This is a genomic window from Klebsiella sp. P1CD1, assembly GCF_003790505.1.
Lineage (GTDB): Bacteria > Pseudomonadota > Gammaproteobacteria > Enterobacterales > Enterobacteriaceae > Klebsiella > Klebsiella variicola.
Genome location: NZ_CP033631.1, coordinates 2,484,343 through 2,502,059, shown reverse-complemented (window position 1 = coordinate 2,502,059; position 17,717 = coordinate 2,484,343). Strand labels below are relative to the sequence as shown.

The window sequence follows — 17,717 nt, the reverse complement described above, 5'->3', positions numbered from 1 at the left end:
TCATCAATTAATAAACACAAATTTAACATATAGTGGTATCAGCTCCCCTTGCAACGCCGGGGATGGCTTTTTTCTGGCTTTTGTGACACTGGCAGAATTTAAAAATGTGGTGTTTATGGCGTTAATTAAAACGCGATCCCGGCCCCGTTTTTTATCGCCTGTCGCCTGACGCAGACGCAGACGCAGTGACATTCCGCCGGGAGATGCCGCCCTTGACCTTCTGCGCCGGGCGGCGCAGCATAAAACGGCAAACATAACAAAATAACAACAGACTACAGGAGAGAATCAGTGCCTACAGGACACCGCTTTCTGGCGACGGATCTGCATCAGTTTGTCGTCTCACTGTTTACCCATCTCGGCAGTACCCAGGGGAAGCCACCCTCGTCGCAGACCATCTGATCGCCGCCAATCTTGCCGGGCATGACTCCCACGGCGTCGGGATGATCCCAAGCTACGTGAAATCCCACGCCGGTGGTTTTCTGCAGCTCAACCGCCACGCCACGGTGACCAAAGACGCCGGCGCCGTGGTCACCCTCGACGGCAACGCCGGCTTCGGCCAGGTGGTCGCCCACGAAGCGATGCAGTTAGGCATTGAAAAGGCGAAGCAGCATGGTATGGCGGCAATCGCCCTGCGCAATGCGCATCACGTCGGGCGCATCGGCTACTGGGCCGAGCAGTGCGCCGCCGCCGGGCTGATCTCCATCCACTTCGTCAGCGTGATTGGCGACCCGATGGTCGCCCCGTTCCGCGGGAAGGACAGCCGCTTCGGCACTAACCCGCTGTGCGTGGTGTTCCCCCGCGAGGGCCATCCGCCGCTGCTGCTGGACTACGCCACCAGCGCCATCGCCTTTGGTAAAACCCGCGTCGCCTGGCATAAAGGCGAAGCCGTGGCCCCCGGCTGCCTGATCGACGCCAAAGGGCTCCCCACCACCGACCCGGCGGTGATGCAGACTTCGCCGCTGGGCGCCCTGCTCACCTTCGCCCAGCACAAAGGCTATGCCCTGGCGACGCTGTGCGAAGTGCTCGGCGGTGCGCTCTCCGGGGGGCAAACCACCCATCAGGAGAGCCTGCAGACCAGCGTCGACGCCATCTTTAACTGCATGACCACGGTGATCCTGAGCCCGGACGCGTTCGATGCCCCGGACAGCCAGGCGCAGACGGAGGCCTTTATCGCATGGTGCAAGCAGTCGCCGCACGATGCCGATGCCCCGGTGCTGGCGCCCGGCGAATGGGAGGCCGCCAACCGCGAAGCGCGGCTGGCGCAGGGGATCCCGCTGGATGCCGGCAGCTGGCATGCTATCTGCGCCGCCGCGCGCGACGTCGGCCTGAGCGAATCGCACTTCGACCGCTGCCGCCCTCTCGCCTAGCCACGTTTACCCCCGCAGAGCGTCTGACGTCGGCGCTCTGCGTCATCGTCATTAGTGACGAGGTCACGTTCCCGTCATCACACCATTTTAATTTTCACATGTAAATCAATAAATTAAATTCTGGCACAAGACCTGCATAGCGCAGCAGGCCTGCGTCTGCATCACGACCAGGCGTTACCGCGATCGTTGCCCGTCGGGCCCGGCGCGACAGCGATCCTCTGTTCACTGTTAACAGGTCTGTTACTGATGAAAAAAATCACGAGCGTGTGCCCCTACTGCGGGGCGGGTTGCAAACTTAAACTGGTTGTCGACAACAATAAAATCATTCGCGCGGAAGCCGCCGACGGCGTCACCAACCAGAACCAGCTGTGTCTGAAAGGCTATTACGGCTGGGATTTTCTGAACGATACGCAGCTCCTGACGCCCCGTCTCAAACAACCGATGATCCGCTACCAGAAAGGCGGCGCCTTCACGCCGGTCAGCTGGCAGGAGGCGATTCGCTATACCGCCAGCAAGCTCAGGGAGATCAAAGAGAAGCATGGCCCGCGCGCCATCATGACCACCGGCTCCTCGCGCGGCACCGGCAACGAAACCAACTATGTGATGCAAAAGTTCGCCCGCGCGGTGCTGAACACCAATAACGTCGACTGCTGCGCCCGCGTCTGCCACGGCCCCTCTGTCGCCGGGCTGCAGCAGGCGCTGGGCAACGGGGCGATGAGCAACTCGATCAGCGACATCGAAAACTCGAAATGCCTGCTGGTCTTTGGCTACAACTGCGCCGACTCCCATCCAATCGTCGCCCGCCGGGTGATCAAAGCCCGGGAAAACGGCGCCAAAATCATCGTCTGCGATCCGCGGCGCATTGAAACCGCGCGCATTGCCGACCGTCATCTGCAGCTCAACAACGGCAGCAACATGGCGCTGGTGAATGCCTTCGGCTATGTACTGCTGGAGGAGGAGCTGTACAACAAAGCCTATGTCGAACGCTATACCGAAGGGCTGGATGCTTACCGCGAAGCGGTGAAGGATTATGCCCCGGAAGCGGTGGAAGCGATTGTCGGGGTCAGCGCGCAGGCGATCCGTGAGGCGATGCGCATCTTCGCCGCCGCCCCTTCCGCCACTATTATGTGGGGCATGGGCGTCACCCAGTTTGGCCAGGCGGTGGACGTGGTGCGCGGTCTGGCAAGCCTGGCGCTGCTCACCGGCAACCTGGGGCGGGCGAACGTCGGCGTGGGCCCGGTCCGCGGGCAAAACAACGTGCAGGGCGCCTGCGATATGGGCGTGCTGCCGAACCTGTTCCCGGGTTATCAGGAGGTCACCGACCCCGCCGTGCGGGAGAAATTCGCCGCCGCCTGGGGTGTCGACCCGGCGCTGATGGATGACCAGGTCGGCACCCGCATCACCGAGGTGCCGCATAAAGCGCTGACTGGCGAGATCAAAGCCTACTACATCATGGGTGAAGATCCGCTGCAGACTGAAGCCGACCTCGGCCTGGTGCGCAAAGGCATCGAGGCGCTGGACTTTGTGGTGGTGCAGGACATCTTCATGACCAAAACGGCGGAAATTGCCGATGTCCTGCTGCCGGCCACCTCCTGGGGCGAGCACGGCGGCGTATTCACCTGCGCCGACCGTGGGTTCCAGCGGTTTGAACAGGCGATCCCTCCGGCGGGGAATGTGAAGCGCGACTGGGAGATCATTAGCCTGCTGGCCAGCGAAATGGGTTATCCGATGCACTATGAGAACAACCAGCAGATCTGGGACGAGATGCGCGAACTCTGCCCGCTGTTCTACGGCGTGACCTGGGAGAAAATGGGCGATATGGGCCATGTCCAGTGGCCATGCCCGACCCTCGACCACCCCGGCACGCCGTGGCTGTATAAAGACAACCGCTTCGATACCCCATCGGGCAAAGGACAGCTGTTCGCCACCGCCTGGCGCGCGCCGGCGGAGCGCCCGGATGACGAGTGGCCGCTGGTGCTCTGCACCGTGCGGGAGGTGGGGCATTACTCCTGCCGCTCAATGACCGGCAACTGTGCCGCGCTGCAGTCGCTGGCCGACGAGCCGGGACGGGTGCAGATGAATCCGTTGGATGCGCAACGACTGGGGATCGCTGACAAACAGCTGGTGTGGGTCAGCTCCCGACGCGGGAAGGTGATCACCCGCGCCGACCTCAGCGATCGCATCAATCCGGGGGCGGTCTATATGACCTATCAGTGGTGGGTGGGCGCCTGCAATGAGCTGACCCAGGATAACCTCGATCCGATCTCCAAAACACCGGAAACCAAATACTGTGCGGTGAAAGTGGAAGCGATAGCCGACCAGCAATGGGCGGAGCGCTACGCCTGGACGGCCTACAGCGATATGAAGGCGCGACTGAAAGCCGCCGCCGACGTCTGACCTCAGGGAGCGCGCCGCGCTCCCTCTGCCGCTGCCGGTGGGTTACGCCGCCGGCAGCTGTTTCTCCACCAGCGCCACCCACATGGCCACCCCGGGACTAATCAGCGCATCGTTAAAGTCATAGCTGGCGTTATGTAGCGGCTTCGACGGGGTTTCGCCGTCGGTGCCTATCCAGAAATAGGCTCCCGGACAGACCTCCAGCATGCAGGCAAAATCTTCGGAGGCCATCGACGGCGCCTGGTTCCAGCGCACGGCTTCCGCGCCGAGGGTGGCGACGGCCACCTCGCGCACCTGCTGCGCCTGCTGCGCATGGTTTTTGGTCACCGGATAGCCCGGGAACCAGCTAATCTCACCCTGCACATCGGACACCTGCGGCTGGGTCGCCACATAGCTTTCGATAAGCTCACGCACGCGGGCGCGAACGCGATTGCTCAGACAGCGGAAGGTACCGCGCAGCACCACGGTGTCCGGCAGGACGTTGATCGCCTCGCCGCCGTTTATCTGGGTGATACTGACCACCGCGGAATCCTGCGGCGACAGGCGGCGGGAAGGAATGGTCTGCAGCGCCATAATCAGCTGCGCCGCCGCGACGATCGGATCGGCCCCGCTCTCCGGCATCGCCGCATGACAGCTCTTTCCGCGCAGGGTGATCTCGAAGGCGTCCAGCGAGGCCATCATCGCGCCATCGCTGAGCGCCACTTCACCAAGGGGGATCCCCGGCCAGTTATGCAGCGCGTAGATGGCGTCCATCGGGAAGCGCTCGAACAACCCCTCTTCCACCATTTTGCGCGCGCCGCCGAGGTTCTCTTCCGCCGGCTGGAAGACAAAGTGGACGGTGCCGCTGAACTGGCGGGTCTGCGCCAGATGGGCGGCCGCCGCCAGCAGCATCGCGGTGTGACCATCGTGGCCGCAGGCGTGCATCACCCCGGGACGGCGCGAGCGATAGCTGACGCTCCCCAGCTCGGTGATCGGCAGGGCGTCCATATCGGCGCGCAGGCCGATGACCGGCCCGGGACCGTTTTCCAGCGTCGCCACGACGCCGGTGCCGGCCAGCCCGCGGTGTACCTGCAGCCCAAACGAGGCCAGCAGCTCCGCAACGCGGCGCGAGGTCTCCTGCTCCTGATATCCGAGCTCAGGCGCGGCGTGAAATTCACGTCGCCAGCCAACGGCTTCGGCGATCAGTGACGGCGATACGGCCATGTATTACTCCTTTCCTGCATAGCGTAATGCTGAATAATCGGTCATGCGTCGCGTTTTTTCCCCGTCGCTCACCGACGTCGGGTCGCTGCCGCTCCCTCCGTTATATCCTGTCGTTAACACGCTGACAACGTCACGAAATGCGGCGGCGGCGCGGCGTACAGCCCTGTCGCCGCCCGGCGGTCCTTTTTTGGTAGTGATTTCAACGGTGACAACGGCCAGGCGATTAATTATTATGCAACTCAGGACGGCAATTTGCCGAAGGATCCACTACTGACCTCTCCTTCATCGGAAATAAAATGTTTAACCCAGACCAGAATCGTCTTGCCCCCACGCTGGCGATGATCATGGCCGCGTCGCTCGTGGGATTTATCACCGGCTATACGGTGCCGTTAATCAGTCTTGAGCTGGCGCAGCAGCAGATCGCGCCGCTGTACGTCGGCCTGCTGGCCGCCCTGCCGCCCGCCGGCATGATGATCTCCTCTTTCCTCTCTCCTGCGCTGTGCCGGCGCGTTGAAATGGGCGTGCTGCTGAGCGGCAGTCTGATCCTGCTGGCGCTGGCGACCATCGCCTCATGCATGACCACCGATATGACGCTGCTTTTGCTGCCGCGCCTGCTGACCGGCCTGGCCTCCGGGGTCATTATCGTGCTGGGCGAAAGCTGGATCACCGGCGGCGCGGCGGGCAGCCAGCGCGCCACCCTCACCGGCATCTACGCCTCGGCCTTTACCGGCTGCCAACTGGCCGGGCCGTTACTGATCTCCGTCGGCCCCGCCTGGCAGGCCTCGGCGCTGATGGCGATCGTCGCGGTCACCGCCGTCTGCCTGCTGATGCTGCGCCATCTGCCCACTGGCACCCGCGAAAGCCTCGGGGAGCGCGCCAGCTGGCGCAGCCTCGGCGCTTTCCTGCCGGTACTGGCCTCCGGGGTGTTCTGCTTCGCCTTCTTCGACGCCAGCATCCTCGCCCTGCTGCCGCTGTACGGCATGGACAAAGGGCTGAATGAAGGGATGGCGGTGCTGCTGGTCACCGTGGTGCTCACCGGGGATGCGATGTTCCAGACCCCGCTCGGCTGGCTGGCCGACCGGGTCGGCATTCGCCGCGTGCATCTGTCCTGCGCGGTAGTCTTCAGTCTGTCGCTGCTGGCCCTGCCGCTGATGCTCGGCTCGCGCATTCAGCTGATGGCCATTTGCCTGCTGCTGGGCGCCGCCGCGGGCGCGCTTTATACCCTGTCGCTGGTGCGGGCGGGGAAAACCTTCAATGGGCAGAAGCTGATTATGATTAACGCCCTGTTCGGCTTTTTCTGGTCCGCCGGCAGCGTCGCCGGGCCGGTAGTCAGCGGCATGCTGATCGGCATCACCGGTTACGATGGCCTGATCGTCACCCTGGTGGCCAGCGGCGTGCTGTTCCTGTTGATTCAATGTCTATGCAAAAACGAGAAAACCCTGCTTGCCAGTGAGCAGGAAGAGGAGATGGACGAGGCGACGGAGTCCGCACGGTAGTTTTGAGGGTGGGTGCGATGGAACGATGGTGTCAATCGAACATGTTGTAGAGCTGCATGCCCTCACCCTGCGCCAGGGAGAAGGTGCTCTGGTCACCGACCGCAGTATGCCGACGGGGTTGCCAGAGTCTGCGAAAGAGAGCGGAATTCGCCGTGAATACGGTAACAAGCTTGTCGGTAAAAAGATCCCCAACGAGCCTTTGAGTACAGCCGTTTTTGATACCATCACTTACCTCTTAGACAAGAGGTAAGATTTTTCTGGCCTTCTCAACGTCGTCCACGTATGGAGTAGTCAACGGTACCTTGCAAATTATGTCAGGTCGGTCATTTCCTGCCTTACCGTCGCAACTCTAGCATGGTATATCAATCGTTTACTGCTGTTGGGGCGGTGTGCAGAGCCACTGCACACTAAAATACCTCATGCATCGATAACAATATCACTCGCCGGTACAGACTGGCAGGCAAGGCACAGGCCGTCGTCGGAAACTGTTTGTTCGGTGAATGAACCAATAGCGCCTTCTATCACTCTCACAGCGCAGCATTCGCACTGTCCGGCCCGGCACCCACCGGCCATAGGGATCTGGTGTTTTTCCCCCAGCTCCAGCAATGTCCCTGCTGCCGGCGTCCACAGCACCGTCACTCCTGAACGTGCAAAAACTACCTTGTAGCTGTCTTTAAGCGAGGTAATACGTGGCACAGGAGGGGCAAACATTTCTTTAAAGATATCAAAGGCAAATACGCCCCGCTCCCGTAGCCCCCCCTCAAGCGCAGAGACCATCGGACCCGGGCCGCAGAGATAAAAACGCGCACGATTGCTAACCAATTTTTCATCAATAAGCGCAGCGGTGATCATTCCAGTATGCTGATAACTCTTCCCCTGTTCGTCACCAGGTCTCGGATTATCGTAGACATTAACGATGTTAAGCCTCGGAAGTCGTTGTGACAATATCTCAAGTTGTTTCCGGAAAGCGTGGCTCTGGCTGTTGCGGTTACCATAGTATAACCACAGCTCTGGTCCTTCGTGAGTCATGTCCAGCGAGCTTAGATAACTGATGAACGGTGTGATACCTATCCCTCCGGCGATCATTACTACCGGAGCAACGCTGTTGGTTGGGATCACAAAACTGCCATCAGGGGCTGTCAAAGCGACTTCATCACCAACCTGCAGATTTTGATGAATAAAAGACGACATCTCTCCCTGTTGCTGGTGCTTCACTGAGACGGTAAAACATGCTTTGCGCCCAGGCGCGTTACTTAGGGTGTATGCACGGCACATGCTCTCGGGTTTGCCCTTCGGAAAGACCCGCAGGATAACTGCCTGACCAGCCTGCCAGTCCGGCAATTGCGCCCCGTCCACCGGGATAAAACTGACGCTGCGTACATCCGGCGTTTCCTGAACGATATCGCTGACTATAAACCGGCGCTCCCCTTTCCAGGCCAGTGCATCAGCCACCTTACGTACCGAGCAACGCATTGCTCTGAGGGGAACGGAGCCACTTATCCTGTCCACAGCCATATAGTTAATCAGCAGATTATAATTGCTGCTTTCTTCACCTTTTATCGGAAGCTCAGGTTTATTCAAATCAGGACACCCTTGCCACCAACCATATTCAGCGATCACCACGTCGTCATGAATGGCGTTGTCAATTTTGGCTCTGAAACGACCCCGACCAGCAGGGGTAATGATTTCAATCCAGTCTCTATTATCGATATCTGCATTGTCAGCTACTGCCCTGCTGACAATGGCCGTTGGATCCGGTGATTTTCGACGCAGGCTGACCAGGCTACGATGCTGGCTGTGACAAAATAGAGCGTTCTTCATGGTAGTCAGGCGCAGCGGGAAGGCATCCTGATTTGGTGATTCCTCAATATACTGCGGTACCGGCGAATACCCGTGCCGCAGCAAGCGCTCGCTGTAAATTTCTACCTTACCGGTCTCGGTGGCAAAGCCGCGTGGTTTATTGTCCGGACCATCACGCAGGGCATATTTTTTCTCATGATTGACGATATGCGTGGTGATCCCGCCGGGATGTGCACGGAGCATTTCCAATGTGAGGCCGGAGGGCTTAAGGATATGATTAAATCCCGCATCCGTATCGCCGCAAAAGAAATCGTCCCCCATTCCCATTTTACACGCCAGACGAAACACTATCTCGTAATCGGCCAGGGAACCCCCTCGAGGCGTTACCAGTTGCGGACGTAGCTGAATATGAGCATCGGCACGTTCTGAGATTTCAAAACCGATTTTCAGCGCTTCGTGCTCCCAGAGAGTGCTGGCGGGCAACAGGATATCGGCGAAGCTTGATGTAGGGGTAATAAAATGGTCACAGTGAACATGAAACTCAAGCTGCTTCAGTGCGGCGATAGCGGTATCCACATTACCATGGGCAGACAGCATGTTTGAACCAAAGCAGACCAGCCCCCTTACTTTGTAAGGTTTATGTTCCAGGATGGCACGATGTAAATCGGCTGTCGTGACATAACCACTTGCCGGCGGACCCAGTGGACGTTCGCTGAGTCCAAGCGCTTTTTGTCGCTGTGATTCAGGCAATAACGATAACGGATTAACGGCATTGAACGGAGGTTTCGCATAAATTCGGTTGCTGCCGCGGGTATCGAACGCCCCGGTCAGTGCGTACAGGATGGCAATAGCTCGCTCTGTTTGCGTGGCGTTCTGGCTCTGAGCAATCCCTACCCAGGCGTGGTACGCAATGCGTGATGAACGCCGAATTAACGCCATGGCAGCCTGTTGTTTTTTTATAGAGACACCGGTCACTGTCGCCACATGTTCAAGGGTGTATCCGGCAACCGCCTGACGCAAAACCTCCAGTGCCGGGGTACATACCGCCGTTTCACCGTTAGCAAGAGGCAGCGAATAGCGCCCTACCAACGAGGCTCGCTGATAAAAAACCTCATCACCCGCCACTGCATCTGTACAACAACGCGCTATGTTATCCACGCTGTCCCAAAGTAAATAATGGTTGGTTACAGCATCTGAAGTAATGTCCCGCTCACGTAGCAGCCGTCCCGAGTCTTCATTAACCAGCAGAGGCGCATCGGTCCAGGTCCTGACAAACGCCTCGTTATACCCCTCTTCCAGCAACTGACGTATAAACCCCATGGCAAGCACTGCGTCAGTACCTGGGTTGATGTTAAGCCAGACATCAGCGTCGCGAGCAAATTCTGTGTGCCGAGGGTCAATAACCAGCATTCTGGCACCTTTCTTACGCCCTTCACCAATGGCGCTGGCCTGTGCCAGCCATGTGGCGGCCGGATTGTTACCCCACAACATAATCAGTTCCGCATTACTGTAATCGGCAGTCGGCGTTATGCAGCCAAAAGTGAAAGTGTGAGCGGTATCTTTATGCCAGTTACATACTTCAGTGCTGTAGCAGGTATTAGGGCTGCCGTAGTGGCGCACAAAACGTTCAATCCACTCCACACTGTCGATAATTGGGGTCCCACTAGGCGTGGTTACCCCAAACGCTACCGATTCTGCACCACTTTCCGTTTTAAACTGCGTTAGCTTTTCAGCAATCTCTGTCAGAGCCTTATCCCAGGAAATACGTTTCCAGCCGGGATCCGCAGCCCCTTTCTCTCGCGTCCGGCGCAATGGCCATAGAACCCGGGCTTCGCTATAAATCAGTTCCGGGGCCGCTTTACCTTTCAGACAAACCGCGCCTCCAGTAGGGTGATCTTCATCAGGGCAAACAGATACCAGCCGTCCGTCAATGATTTCATTTAAGGTTCCACAACGCGAACGACAGAGCGCACAATACCCTGGGACAAAATGTTCAGACATGCCAATTACCTTTGTATTTGAGTCAACAGCCGGGTAGCCAGGTACAGACATTTGAAATCGTTCTCTGGCAAGGTAGAGCTGTTTCTCCGGAAGTTAAAGTTAATTAATAAATGAATAAATAACGTGCCCATAATGAGCGAAAAAAATAGTCGTTATCAGAAGTTACACTGAACCGATGAATTAATGCCCCCACGACCGGAGAGAAAGCGCCGTCCAGCTTTATGTATTTTCTGTAGTTCTTTCTCTTGTTATCAATCCATTTTTATTGCTTACTACGCAGTTATTCTCTTCTCCTTACCATCGCTATCTTTCCCGGGCACATAGTCCTTGTATTCTCCAACTCTGTCGGAGGAGATTTACCGATAAATAAGACATTCACTCTTAATAAGGTCCAGAATAGAAGTCATCTCTACCAATGATAGCTAATCCCGGTATCCAGCTTGTCCGCGCAATCCACCCCCGCCGCCCTGTCTCGCGCAGTGTTAAATTTATAGTCGACGAAAACCTGCATATTCTTATTAAAATAGTAGCTGAACCCTAGCTCTTCATAATCGAGAATTTGAGTTCGTCTGCCAGCAACTGTTTGAGTCAGTCGAGTATAACTGATATCCGGCTGGAATTTGTTGGTCAACATATATTTTGCCAGTGCTTCATAACTTATGGATGATGTATTGTTATCCCGAACCTGAGGATTGATGGCGTTGTTACTTTGAGTCATCACTGTTGCCAGATACAGTTTTCTGCTGTTGTAGTTTAGCCCTTCCGCGAAGGTGCGGATGTTCTTCTGATAACCTGCATTCTGTTGCTGGTAAAAGGTCGTTGCGGAAGAGGAAGCTGAAAATAGCGCACTTAATTCTGGTGTGAAGTACCAGATCAGAGAAGCGCCATAACCATTGCCATTTTGCTGCTTTATAGTTCGATAGTCATTATTACCCTTAAACTGATACTGCAACGCCATCTTTAATGGATGCTGGAAAAGTGTTATTTCTTTACGCCATGTCATCAGATTAAGAGCACGGCCACGCATAAAGTTGTCGATGTAGTTATAGGACATCTCCCGAAAGAAAGGTGAGCGATCAGTCAACGAAGTCACATCGTACAATACGCCCCAATTGCGGCCAATATCCAGACTTCCCCAGTCGGGATTATCAATACCTATAAATGCCAGTCGAGTGGCGTTTCTGCTGGCATCTGATGCACTCACCGTATATTCCCATTGGGCGTAAGCTTGCCAGCGTCTGGCGAGATCTTTTTTTCCGGTTAACCCAAAGTAGAGATAGCTCCGATCACCATCGTCTTTTACAGTATTGCTGGTAAAACGTCTGGCGATAATTGTGCCGTAAAAATCGAGTTTTTTTCCATCCTGGTTCATAAGGTTAACCGCCAGTACACCTGGTGAGAAAAGTAGTGACAACGCGACAAGACAGTAGCGTGAAAATTGCAATGTCATGATAAATGCCCCAAAAGATGCCTCGGCATCTGAATAGTTGTAGGGAGAAAAATTTACCGGGACATATGCTCAGTGCTTCCTTCCAGTAAAATGTGAGGATATTGTTATGCTGAAACTGTTTGTTTATGACTAAAGTAGCTAACAACGCCGTTAGTAATGGCGGAAGCAATTTTGTGGCGAAATGCAGTAGTGCCCAATAATCTCTCCTCTTCCGGGTTAGTAATAAATGATGTCTCTACCAGGACAGAAGGAATGTAAGGAGATTTAAGAACAACAAAAGCAGCTTGTTCTGTCTGGTTTGAATGCATATGGTGAACTGGTGAGATGTGACGAACAATATGTGAGCCCAGCAGCAGGCTCTCTTTAATTGTCTCTGTCTGTTCAAGATCGAAAATTATCTTGTCCAGATATCTATCTTTATGGATGACGCTCTTACCGGCAACATCATCTGCAGCGTTCTCACTTTTAGACAAGTATTTGGCCATTGCACTACTAGCGCCCCGAGTTGAAAGAGCAAATACAGAGGCGCCGTGAGCCGCTGGGCTAGTGAACCCATCGGCATGGATGGACATAAACAGCGAGGCGTTATGCGCATGAGCAATCTGTACACGCTCATAAAGCGGAATGAACGTATCGTCTGATCGGGTCAGCACCCCCTCAATACCGTATCCTTTTAACAGATTTTTGACATTATTGGCTATTTCCAGCACAACATGTTTTTCCAGTGCCCCCTGATGACCCACGGCACCAGAATCAATACCGCCGTGCCCAGGATCGATCATTACCGTATATTTGCCACGGCCATGTGTTAGGGCTCCCGAATGAGGACTAATAATTGATGAGCGAGATTGTGCATAAGTAAACGGGCTAATGAGCGTATTTGCTGCGAGGGTGGCTAAGCTCGCAAGAAGTAGTTTCCGCCGGGTAATTTCGTAATCCAATGTAATAACCTCATACTGTAAATTTAAGTTATGTTATAACGTAACATTAAGCTCTAAATCGAGGTTTTGTATGTTATATACTGTTGCAGTAGGTTACTTTGTGTTTCCTGTACTCCAGTGAGCGACAGGCAGACAAAAGCTGCAATAAAACCTCAGAAAACAATATGCTGCTTGCGGAAACATCCTGATACACACCCTTTCAAAAGATAATCATTCTCATTTAATGAAGTTATGTTATAACATAATAAATCATTATAAACCCGCTCAGCAGGTCATGATGACCCCATTATTCAATGACGCTTCCTGGGGAGGAATTATGTCTACCGAACTCATTAAAGAAGAAAAACTAAATATTGGTGCCGTGTTAGCAGTTTCACTCAGTACTGTTATAGCAATGTTGGATAGTACGATAGCTAATGTTGCATTACCGGTTATTGCTAAAGATTTTGCCGTTTCCGAATCGTCGTCCATCTTGATCATTAATGCTTATCAGTTTGCAGTGATCGCCTCTCTGCTGGTATTTGCAGCTCTGGGGAGAAAAGTGGGTAACAAGCGCATTTTCATTATGGGGACCATCCTTTTTGCTTTCTCATCGCTGGGCTGTGCTCTCTCTGAGACGCTGAATATGTTGACTGTTTTTCGTGTCGTTCAGGGTTTTGGCGCAGCTGCAATTTTGAGCGTAAACGCGGCACTGATAAAAGATATCTATCCGGCCAGGCTATTAGGCCGCGGATTGGGGATAAATGTCATGGTCGTATCCGTTTCCGCAGCTGCCGGGCCTTCAATAGCCTCTGCAATCCTGTCCATCGCGAACTGGAATTGGTTATTTACAATTAACGTACCCATTGCCTGTATTGCCCTTGTACTGTGCATAGTATCACTGAAACCCAGGCAACGAATGGAAGCTCGGTTTGATAAAGCAGGAGGTGTTCTGGTCTTCCTGACGTTTATTTCGTTCTCGACGATGATGTTAGGCTTAACCAAAAATAATCTGATTGAAGTTGTCTTGAGTGCGATAATACTTATCATTCTGGCATTCATTCTGTATAGGGATCAGCGAAAAAAACAGGATTCGGCTTTGATTCCGGTGGCTATGTTCCGCAGTAAAACCTTTTCCTTGTCATTGTTGATGTCAATGCTGTCATACAGCACGCAACTGCTGGCATTTGTCTCTTTGCCTTTCTATTTCCACAATGTGTTACACCGCAGCGTGATTGAAATAGGTATGCTCTTAACAGCATGGCCACTGGCAACGATGTTGACGTCACTGATATCGGGTGATCTTATAAAAAAACATGATCCCAACCTGGTGGCGCTCTCAGGGTTATCATTATTGCTGGCAGGAACACTACTAATGACATGGCTGCCTGCGGCACCTACAAATTTACAGATCCTTTGGCGAGTAGCAATTTGCGGTTTTGGTTTTGGTCTGTTTCAGGCTCCTAATAATTATCTCATTATGACTTCAGTTTCCCATGAGAATAGCAGTATTGCTAGTGGGCTGTTAGGCAGTTCGCGTCTGGTAGGGCAAATCATTGGTTCGGCATTGGTAGCCATATTCATCAATATTTATGCGAGCCAAGGTACTTCGATTAGTTTGTTCGCTGGGGCATTATTCTCGTTACTGTCTCTGACTGTCAGTTACTTTCGTTATAAATCTGAAAATCAAACTCAAAATTTCAATAAAAAAATTGTATGAGGTTCCCTTTGAAAATCAAATCAATTATGACAGTGTTGTTACTCATGATTTTTTCGGTACTCTCTGGCTGTTCAACCTATAATCCAGTCAGTCTACAAAAGAAAAGCATTGCGCCGGAAACAAATTACTATGAAGTTCACCCTGCGATATATGTCGGCGATCAGCTTAAATATGGTTTACTGAACGGAGAGCATGGCGAACTGACCGTAGCGAAAATTGAACCAACCCGCATAACGGGCGTTAACGGAAAAGTTCTCCCTTTTTCAGAATTAGCATTTCTGGAACGGAAGGAAATTTCAACAGGTAAAACTGCTGCATTAGTCGGGGGTGGAGTAGCAGCGACAACGGTAGTTTTATTTTTAGCCGGTGTCACCATCATTGGTATAGGTACTGCGGCCGCTCTAACCTCATAAACGGAAATTTTAATCTACCGAGGCATTAAATATGGGAAACAATAGAGTTCTATTTGTATCATTTTTATCCATCATGCTTATTTTCCCTGTAGCGGGTTATGCTAAGAGTACATTGCAGGATCAAACAGGAACACGTGCAGAGAACGTCGCGAAGGCACCTGCGTTGAAATTTAACCGTATTGTCATTACCGGTAACTGTCCTTTTGGCGTCATCATGGCAAATAACCTGGCTTATAAGCATGTTGTGGGCGTAGGTCCATGGGCATTTTTGCACTCTAATATGAAAATCCTTAAAGATATGAAGCCGGATATCGCTCGTATCACAACAAACTTTATTAATAAAGACTATGTGGTTAATATGGAATCTTTACTGAATCTGAAGCCAGATATCATTTATTATTATGGTAAAAGTCAGGATGATAATCTTGAGCGAGCTGGTGTCCCTACAGTTAATCTTGATGAAGGTGGTGATACAAAATTCGAACCTGTTGAAACACAGGTCTACTGGGAGAATATGTATAATCAGACTTTGGGGCTTCCGCCAAGCCACAAATTTGCCGATGCCTGGAAGGCAACGCTCGCTATAGCGCAGCCTTATGTAAATAAGATTAAAGGACAGCATATTCGTGCACTTTATCTTGAACAAAGTGATGGCAAGCAACTTAAGGTAAGTGGGCCAAAAACCTATGGTGATACTTATCTCAAAATGGCAGGAATGGACAATGTTGCCAGTAACCTGGTTGTGAAAGGTGATGCCGGGAGATATATCGCTGTTTCGATGGAGCAAATCATTGAATGGAATCCTGATATTATCTTCGTTGTATTTGGTAGCGCTAAAGACATTCTTGACAATAAAAATCCCGGTCAGGACTGGCGTAATGTGAAGGCGTTCAAGAATAAAATGATCTTTTCCACACCGGTGGGGATACACAACTGGGGCGGGTTGACAGCCGAAACTGCTTTATTACCTTTATATATGATTAATAAATTCAACCCCAATTACATTAGTGACGAGAAAATGAAGGAATTTACACGTTTGCATTATAAAAAGATGTTTAACTATGCGATCCCTGATGCATTACTTGATGATGAGCTCAGCCAACATTAAATGTTGTGTTCAATAAAACAAATATTTCGGGATGACGATGCATGCAGAACAAAAAATACTTATTGGTAATGACAGTGTTGTTGGTATTACTCATTATTATATCAATTTCTTCACTTTTCATCGGACGCTATACGTTATCTTTTAGTGATATGCTAAGAGAATTAGTACACTATGATGGCAAGTACGGTCTGAGTACCGGACTTGCTGTTATTTCCAATCTCCGGTTGCCAAGAATAATTGCTGTCATGATGGTTGGAGCCGGGCTATCGGTAGCGGGATGTACCTATCAGGCTGTACTACGCAATGCGCTGGCGAGTCCGGATGTACTTGGCACATCTTCGGCGGCGGCGTTCGGTGCTGCTTTAGGAATTTTGCTCGGCCTCCCCTTGCAGTTAAGCGCGTTTTCTTCGTTCATGTTTGGCGTTGTTAGCCTGTTTTGCGTTATGGGCCTTTGCCATCTCAAAAAAAATCACAGCGAACTAACCACTATTCTATCAGGTATTATTGTTGCTTCTGTATTCATGTCTTTTGTTTCAATTATTAAATACGTGGCCGATCCACAGGATCAATTACCAGCCATCGTATTCTGGTTAATGGGGAGTTTTGCTTCGCTGGTTAAAGGGCAAGTATATGAATTAATACCTCTGTTTGTGATTTGCTACCTGATAATCTACAGGCTCAGATGGAAAATGAATGTTTTATCACTCGGCGATGACGATGCCAGAATTGCCGGAATGAAACCGCAATCGCTAAAGGCCACATTGTTAATCACCGCCTCAATTCTGGTCGCCGCATCCGTCACGATTGCCGGTGTGGTTGGCTGGGTCGGTCTGGTGATCCCGCATCTGGTCCGGACGCTTGTCGGCTATAACCATGGAAAGCTTATCCCTGCATCTGCATTATGTGGAGCTCTGTTTTTACTGGTCATCGACAACCTGGCCAGAACAGTGACCTACGCAGAAATCCCAATTGGCATTCTGACTGCGCTAATTGGTGCTCCTCTATTTGCCGTACTCTTCATTATGAGTAATCGCTATGATCGAAGTAAATAATCTCACGTTTGCATTCAAAGGACGTAGCCCTACATTTGAAAACATCAGTTTCTCTTTGCCGGAGGGGGAAATACTGTGCATTCTGGGCCCGAACGGTGTGGGAAAAACCACGTTGCTTAAAACGATAACGGGACTGTACCAACCCTTAAGCGGCACATGCCATATCGGAGGAATAGACGGTAGAAAGGCCCGTCTGGCACATGTACCGCAGGCAAGGCACATTCAATTTTCCTATAGTGTACTTGATTTTGTTTCATTTGGACGTCCGTTATGCGGTGGTATATTACCCTCTCCCGGAAGCAAGGACCTTGAACAATCTGCACAGATGTTGGCCGATCTTGGTGTTTCATATCTTGAGTCTAAAAACATTAACCAGATTAGCGGCGGTGAACTGCAAATGTGCTATATCGCCAGAGCACTGGTTTCTGAACCAGACATCGTGGTACTTGATGAGCCTGAATCCAATCTGGATTTCAATAACCAGGCACGTATTATTAAGTTATTGCAACAACTATCGCGAGAGAAGAATGTCACTATCATTCTTAACACGCATTTTATAAATCATGCAAACAGTATTGCGGACAAATGTTTGTTGATGAAGAGAAAGGAGTATTTTTTTGGTAATAAAGAGGTGGTTCTCCAGGAGGAGCGTCTTGGTGAATATTTCAATGTCCCCGTAAAACGGTGCTATTTTGAGCATAGAGGTGTGCAAGAGGAGTCATTTGTGATTGCATTATAAATGACAGATAGTGAACCTTAAGAATAACCGTTCTATTACCTCGTTATCATTTTC

General features: G+C 52.1%; 12 protein-coding genes and 1 pseudogene. 9 read left to right on the top strand and 4 right to left on the bottom strand.

The annotated features are described in order from the left end of the window. The first annotated feature begins 288 nt into the window (after positions 1–288). Both DTA24_RS12430 and fdhF read left to right on the top strand, forming a co-directional pair. Positions 289–1,367, top strand: a pseudogene (locus tag DTA24_RS12430) (malate/lactate/ureidoglycolate dehydrogenase). A gap of 246 nt (positions 1,368–1,613) precedes the next feature. Further along, a complete protein-coding gene (fdhF, locus tag DTA24_RS12425) occupies positions 1,614–3,764 on the top strand; it encodes a formate dehydrogenase subunit alpha (RefSeq protein ID WP_012967957.1) in 2,151 nt (716 codons plus the stop codon). Between the two features lie 42 nt (positions 3,765–3,806). Here fdhF and DTA24_RS12420 read toward each other — a convergent pair whose 3' ends face one another. After that, on the bottom strand, positions 3,807–4,964 hold the full coding sequence (locus tag DTA24_RS12420; RefSeq protein WP_012541438.1) for a M20 aminoacylase family protein: 1,158 nt from the start codon (positions 4,962–4,964) through the stop codon (positions 3,807–3,809). Between the two features lie 296 nt (positions 4,965–5,260). Between DTA24_RS12420 and DTA24_RS12415 the strand changes: the two genes are divergently transcribed. Both DTA24_RS12415 and DTA24_RS12410 read left to right on the top strand, forming a co-directional pair. Next, entirely contained in the window at positions 5,261–6,460 is a 1,200-nt protein-coding gene (locus DTA24_RS12415; protein WP_012541437.1) for an MFS transporter, read from the top strand. A gap of 25 nt (positions 6,461–6,485) precedes the next feature. After that, the gene (locus DTA24_RS12410; RefSeq protein WP_123836848.1) at positions 6,486–6,710 is read left to right on the top strand and encodes a hypothetical protein; all 225 of its coding nucleotides are present in this window, start codon (positions 6,486–6,488) and stop codon (positions 6,708–6,710) included. 167 nt (positions 6,711–6,877) lie between these two features. On the opposite strand, the gene DTA24_RS12405 is transcribed toward DTA24_RS12410, so the two are convergent. From DTA24_RS12405 to amiA, 3 genes are all read right to left on the bottom strand, one after another. Next, positions 6,878–10,261 (bottom strand): molybdopterin-dependent oxidoreductase, encoded by a 3,384-nt coding sequence (locus DTA24_RS12405; protein ID WP_117116142.1) that lies wholly within the window; start codon positions 10,259–10,261, stop codon positions 6,878–6,880. A gap of 409 nt (positions 10,262–10,670) precedes the next feature. Next, a complete protein-coding gene (locus tag DTA24_RS12400) occupies positions 10,671–11,711 on the bottom strand; it encodes a porin (RefSeq protein ID WP_123836847.1) in 1,041 nt (346 codons plus the stop codon). Positions 11,712–11,815: 104 nt separating this feature from the next. Continuing rightward, positions 11,816–12,652: an N-acetylmuramoyl-L-alanine amidase AmiA gene (gene amiA / locus DTA24_RS12395; protein ID WP_176600875.1), complete on the bottom strand. Its 837-nt coding sequence runs from the start codon at positions 12,650–12,652 to the stop codon at positions 11,816–11,818. A gap of 316 nt (positions 12,653–12,968) precedes the next feature. Between amiA and DTA24_RS12390 the strand changes: the two genes are divergently transcribed. From DTA24_RS12390 to DTA24_RS12370, 5 genes are read left to right on the top strand one after another with little or no spacing between them, the layout of a single operon-like run. Beyond that, on the top strand, positions 12,969–14,351 hold the full coding sequence (locus tag DTA24_RS12390; protein ID WP_052145557.1) for an MFS transporter: 1,383 nt from the start codon (positions 12,969–12,971) through the stop codon (positions 14,349–14,351). A gap of 8 nt (positions 14,352–14,359) precedes the next feature. Further along, positions 14,360–14,764: a hypothetical protein gene (locus tag DTA24_RS12385; protein ID WP_032736176.1), complete on the top strand. Its 405-nt coding sequence runs from the start codon at positions 14,360–14,362 to the stop codon at positions 14,762–14,764. Between the two features lie 31 nt (positions 14,765–14,795). Next, positions 14,796–15,872 carry an ABC transporter substrate-binding protein gene (locus DTA24_RS12380; RefSeq protein WP_023322801.1) on the top strand — a complete coding sequence of 359 codons (1,077 nt, stop codon included), beginning with the start codon at positions 14,796–14,798 and terminating at the stop codon, positions 15,870–15,872. A gap of 41 nt (positions 15,873–15,913) precedes the next feature. Continuing rightward, positions 15,914–16,924 (top strand): FecCD family ABC transporter permease, encoded by a 1,011-nt coding sequence (locus DTA24_RS12375; RefSeq protein WP_023340318.1) that lies wholly within the window; start codon positions 15,914–15,916, stop codon positions 16,922–16,924. Further along, a complete protein-coding gene (locus DTA24_RS12370; RefSeq protein WP_032735846.1) occupies positions 16,908–17,663 on the top strand; it encodes an ABC transporter ATP-binding protein in 756 nt (251 codons plus the stop codon). The genes DTA24_RS12375 and DTA24_RS12370 overlap by 17 nt, the downstream gene beginning before the upstream one ends. Positions 17,664–17,717 lie beyond the last annotated feature (54 nt).